The following is a 4,706-nucleotide window of genomic DNA, read 5'->3' as shown; positions in this document are numbered from 1 at the left end:
AGCAATGTTCAGCGTAAATGTATCAGACAGAGCAAATCAGGGCACTGAAGGTCTCACTCTGGCAAACGAGCAAAGCTGACCCCTCGGTAGTAGTAGGCCAAAATTTGGCGGTAAGTCCAGCCTCGGCGGGCCAGTTCTTGGGCGCCCCACTGGCTCATGCCAATGCCATGCCCAAACTTGGGATAGGGGCTGACATCCGGTAAGCTCATCAAATAAGGGATCCCACTCACCCCGACGGTTTGGCCGCCGCTGCTGGCGCTGTACATGGCATTGACAAACTGACCCCCATACACCATGACCACACCACGGGTGGCTTGTGTTGCTTCCAGGGCGGCTGCCGACCGCTGGGAAAGCCCTCGGTACACCTGGGAGCGAGTATCGCTAAACACATCAAACCAACCGCGGGAATTGCGATGGTAAAGAACGTAGCTGCGGGCTGCCACCGCTTGCGCCTTCAGGGCTTCTGGGAAGAACCGGGATCCCATTTCTGCATCCACCACACTGGCCACATAGTCTTCTAGATCCACGTAGTTGATGGCCATCACCATGTTGTAGCCAGTCAAGAGCACCTTGCCGGAGTACCAGCGGCCATTCACTGCCACCAGGCCACCCTCCTGAGGTTCGATGAACAGCACCGGGTCAACCACCCCATGCAGACGCACCCCTTGAGGGCTGGGCTGAGCCAAAAACCCTTGCATAGGGGGCAGATCTGCTAGCACCTCTCCCCGACCGTTGATCAGTTGGGCAGGGAGAGAAACGCCTACCACCAGAGGGGCAGTGGTATCGGCCAATTGCACTCGCACTGTCACCCCCCAGACAGACTCCACCCATCCCCAGAAGGCACTGACCACCAGGGATCCCAGCAGGGCCAGCCAATGCCGCGCTTCCATAGCCCGTGCCCAGAGTTGCTTTTTGTACACCAACTCCAACTTAGGATAGGGCGAGTTTCCAGAAATGGGCCGGTTTGTCTGTAGAAACTGCAGAGGGCTTGAGTCTCAATTCAGGTGTGGATCAGGTGTGGAGCAGGGGGGATCTGATAGAGATATGAGACTATCTATGAACGGGATCCCGTCTCCGGGGGAGCGGGCTGACCCGGTGGCTCCAGGAGGTCGGGTTGCGGCTGTCCTCCAGACAACCCGAAAGGCTGTCCGGCCCCAGGCCCAAGGCAAAGCGCAGCGAGTCCCCCGGTCGCCCATTGGAGAAGAAGAGAAAAGAACCCAAGGAAGCCAAGGAAAGAAGAGCCGCATAGCCAAACATGGCTCGATAGCCGGATCCCGCTGCTAAGGTGCCCAAAAGGGGCCCCGCCAGGCCAATGCCCAAATCAAACCCGCACATCACCAAGCTAAACAGGCGACCCCGCTCCGCCGGCTCCGAGCGATCGGCCACGAGGGCAGAAATGAGAGGGATCAAAGTACCAAAACCGCAGCCTACCGCGACCCCAGCAGCCAGAAAAGCGCCGCTGCTATTGGCAACAATCAGGATCCCCATTGCCAAGGCATAGGTGGCCAAGCTGAGGGAGATAAATGGCCCCCGCCCATAGCGATCGGAAGCGCGACCGGTGAGCAGGCGCACTCCAAAGCTGGCAAAGGCCACTGCCGTATAAAAAAGACCTGGATTCAGGGGAGCTCCGGCTTCTTGGATTAACAAGGCCACAAAGGTGGTCTGGGTGCCGAAGGCCAACCCCACCAAAAACATCACCCAAGCGAGGGAGCTCACCTTCGGGCTGCCCAGAAAGCTCCAGAAGGCCCCATCCATCGGCAGGGATCCCCAATGCTCACGCCGCTGTTCTCGAACCAGTTGGGTACAAAGAAAGCCCACCAACCCCAGCAGAGCAGAGAAGAGAAACGAAGGGCCATAGCCGGCAAACTCCTGCAAAAAGCCGCCCAAAGCAGGGCCAATGGCTGCGCCGATCGGATTGACCAAACTCATGTAGCCCAGGATCTCACCCCGTTTTTCTTCTGGGGCAAAATCCACCACCAAAGTCACATAGGCCGTGGCAAAAGCGGCGATGCTAACCCCATGAAAGGCTCGCACCAGCGCTACCCATGGGATCCAATCGGAGAGCCAGTATCCTATGGGGGCCATCCCCACCACCCCCATGCCGATAAGCAGCACGATCTGCCGGCTGTGGCCATCCGCCAGGCGACCCAACGCAGGGCGAAAGGCCAGCAACCCAATCGAAAAGGCCCCCATTACCCAGCCCACTTGCTGGCTGGTGCCACCGGCATCTCTGACGTAGAGAGGCAACGTGGGCAGCAGCGAGGATAAACTGGCCCAAAAGAGCAGCCCAGCCACAAACAAAATGCCCAAGTTGCGCCGCTGTGCCGGCTGCAGCTGCCCGAATACCCTCACGCCAACTCCTTATGCAAAATGGAACTCAAAGCGTTCTCCCAGAACCGCGCCCTAGGATAAGCCCACCTTCGCCGGATCCCTCAGCCCGAAATATTTAGGTGCTAACCTTTCTGATTGTAACCGTATGGTCTGGGGCTGGGAACCGGCCCTGCTCGCCTTTGCAGGCGCCTCCAGTCTGGGATAACAGCTAACCTCAAGTTACCTAGAGATGCGCTTTTTGGACTCCGACCCATGCCTGAACGATCGGATCCCCTCACTCGCAGCTTGATTGCCCTGATCCGGGGTTACCAGGTGGGTATTTCTCCTTGGCTGCCGCCTGCTTGTCGCTACTACCCCACCTGCTCCCAGTACACCTTGGAAGCGGTGCGGCGCTACGGTGCCCTACGTGGGGGTTGGCTGGGGATCCGTCGCCTCTGTCGCTGTCATCCCTGGCACCCAGGGGGCTACGATCCAGTTCCCGATTTGCCGGGATCCGCGCCGACCCAGAAACCATTCCGCTAGCCGGACTCAGGAGACATTTAGGTCGATTGTGGGTAGCAGGCCACAACCTCGATTTCTACTCGGGCATTGAGGGGCAGGCGGGCCACCTGTACGCAAGAGCGAGCCGGAGCCGGATCGGTGGCAAAAAACTCTCGATAAACCTCGTTCATGGCCGCAAAATCCTCCATATCGGCCAGGAAAACCGTTGTCTTCACCACCTGGGAGAGAGTGGTGCCCCCCGCTTCCAGCACCGCCTGCACGTTCAGCAATGCCTGCCGAGTTTGAGAAACAATGTCCTCCCCCACCAGTTTGCCGGTTTTGGGATCCAGGCCCACCTGCCCGGCAGTAAACAGGAATGGCCCCAGAGCAGTAACGCCCTGGCTGTAGGGGCCGACAGGAGCGGGGGCAGCCTCAGTTTGCACAGCACAAGGGCCTGGCCCGATTTGGCCCTGCTGGTGGCCGATCTCTGGCTTGGCCGGCTTCGTCTGCTCCATAGAGGTTTGCCCAACTCTGTCGCTACGCTACCACAGGTGGATTGCCGAAGAGCGGGGCTGAGAATGCCAAGATGAATTTGTTGATAGGGAGAGGGATCCATGCCTTTGATCAAGCTGCAAACGTCTGTGCAACCAGAAATCGCCGCAGTAGAGGAACTGCTTAAGGTGCTGTCTGCTGCTCTATCGGAACAGTTGGGCAAGTCGGAAGCCTACGTGATGACCGCCTTTGAGGGTGGGATCCCGATGACCTTTGCCGGCAGTGGGGATCCCTGTTGTTACCTAGAAATCAAGAGTATCGGGCAATTTTCCGCCCAACAAACCCGGGCCATGAGCGAGTTTTTTTGTGGCACCATCGAGGCCCGATTGGGGATCCCCAAGAAGAGGATTTACATTGAGTTCAGCGATGCCAAAGGCTATCTTTGGGGATGGAACGGCACGACTTTCGGGTAAAGATACTTCCCCCACTCCAAGAGCTGTCTACTCTGGCTTGCCCTAGCTCGCCTCACAAGAACTTTGTAGGAGTTTAGCCAATGGAAGAGCTACCTCAACTCAACACAAATCCCCAAAAGCAGCGGATTTTGCTTAAGCTTGCTACCGGCTTGGGCTTGGCCATTTTTATCTTTTGGGCAGCCCATCGATTGGGATTTTTTGGAGTTATTCAAGACTGGCTCGCCGAAGCTCTGGCTTGGATTGAAAGCTTGGGGTTGCTGGGGCCAATCCTCTTCATTGCCATTTACATTGTAGCGACGGTGCTGCTTCTACCAGCCTCGGTGCTGACCTTGGGGGCAGGAGCTGTGTTCGGGGTGGTGGCCGGAACTGTGTACGTGCTGATCGGGGCAACCATTGGAGCGAATTTGGCCTTTTTCATCGGGCGCTACTTGGCGCGGGAACAGGTGGCGAAATGGATTGAGGGAAATGCCAAGTTTGCGGCCATCGATCGAGCGTTGGGACGTGAGGGATGGAAAATAGTCGGCCTGATTCGGCTGTCGCCTGCGTTTCCCTTCAATGTGCTCAACTACGCCCTAGGGCTGACCCAAATTTCTTTTCTGGATAACTTGCTGGGCACCGCTGGAATCGTGCCGGGCACTTTTATGTATGTGTACATCGGCTCGTTGGCGGGATCCCTGGCCGACATGGAAGGCGCGGAGTTGGATCCTCAGGCTCAAACCGCCCAATGGGTCGTTCGCCTCGTGGGGCTCATCGCCACCATAGCCGCTACCGTCTACATCACTCGCATTGCCCGCAAAGCCCTACAAGAAGCGGTGGAGCCTGCCTAGGGAATTGCATTTTAAACAAGAATGAAATCTGTTGCATTGCTTCCCAACTCCTCTCTCTCTGGGAGAAGGACTGGAGGTGGTCGCGGAAGCGGCGCGGAGCGTT

6 protein-coding genes are annotated in these 4,706 nt (G+C 57.7%); 3 read left to right on the top strand and 3 right to left on the bottom strand.

Annotated features, from left to right (window positions below; all coding sequences use genetic code 11):
* Window positions 1-53: 53 nt before the first annotated feature.
* Together NW818_RS07185 and NW818_RS07180 are read right to left on the bottom strand one after the other, a co-directional pair.
* Window positions 54-920, bottom strand: a complete 867-nt coding sequence (locus NW818_RS07185; RefSeq protein ID WP_414424182.1) for a SpoIID/LytB domain-containing protein — start codon at window positions 918-920, stop codon at window positions 54-56.
* Between the two features lie 130 nt (window positions 921-1,050).
* Window positions 1,051-2,352 carry an MFS transporter gene (locus NW818_RS07180; RefSeq protein ID WP_414424181.1) on the bottom strand — a complete coding sequence of 434 codons (1,302 nt, stop codon included), beginning with the start codon at window positions 2,350-2,352 and terminating at the stop codon, window positions 1,051-1,053.
* A 231-nt stretch (window positions 2,353-2,583) separates the two neighbouring features.
* Between NW818_RS07180 and yidD the strand changes: the two genes are divergently transcribed.
* Window positions 2,584-2,853 carry a membrane protein insertion efficiency factor YidD gene (yidD, locus tag NW818_RS07175; protein ID WP_011432210.1) on the top strand — a complete coding sequence of 90 codons (270 nt, stop codon included), beginning with the start codon at window positions 2,584-2,586 and terminating at the stop codon, window positions 2,851-2,853.
* A 17-nt stretch (window positions 2,854-2,870) separates the two neighbouring features.
* On the opposite strand, the gene NW818_RS07170 is transcribed toward yidD, so the two are convergent.
* The gene (locus NW818_RS07170; RefSeq protein ID WP_414328848.1) at window positions 2,871-3,254 is read right to left on the bottom strand and encodes a RidA family protein; all 384 of its coding nucleotides are present in this window, start codon (window positions 3,252-3,254) and stop codon (window positions 2,871-2,873) included.
* Between the two features lie 171 nt (window positions 3,255-3,425).
* Here NW818_RS07170 and NW818_RS07165 point away from each other — a divergent pair, with 171 nt between their 5' ends.
* Both NW818_RS07165 and NW818_RS07160 read left to right on the top strand, forming a co-directional pair.
* On the top strand, window positions 3,426-3,776 hold the full coding sequence (locus NW818_RS07165; protein ID WP_011432208.1) for a phenylpyruvate tautomerase MIF-related protein: 351 nt from the start codon (window positions 3,426-3,428) through the stop codon (window positions 3,774-3,776).
* A gap of 80 nt (window positions 3,777-3,856) precedes the next feature.
* Complete coding sequence (locus tag NW818_RS07160) at window positions 3,857-4,603, top strand: TVP38/TMEM64 family protein (protein WP_414424180.1); 747 nt, start codon at window positions 3,857-3,859, stop codon at window positions 4,601-4,603.
* Window positions 4,604-4,706 lie beyond the last annotated feature (103 nt).

Origin of the sequence: Synechococcus sp. R6-5, assembly GCF_047461775.1 — a bacterium.
Taxonomy (GTDB): Bacteria; Cyanobacteriota; Cyanobacteriia; order Thermostichales; family Thermostichaceae; genus Thermostichus.
Note: the sequence above shows the minus strand (reverse complement) of the source record. Positions and strands in the feature narration are given on the sequence as shown.

Coding starts and splice junctions, on each gene's coding strand:
- yidD (WP_011432210.1), top strand. CDS start 2,584: ATGCCTGAACGATCGGATCCCCTCACTCGCAGCTTGATTGCCCTGATC.
- NW818_RS07165 (WP_011432208.1), top strand. CDS start 3,426: ATGCCTTTGATCAAGCTGCAAACGTCTGTGCAACCAGAAATCGCCGCA.
- NW818_RS07160 (WP_414424180.1), top strand. CDS start 3,857: ATGGAAGAGCTACCTCAACTCAACACAAATCCCCAAAAGCAGCGGATT.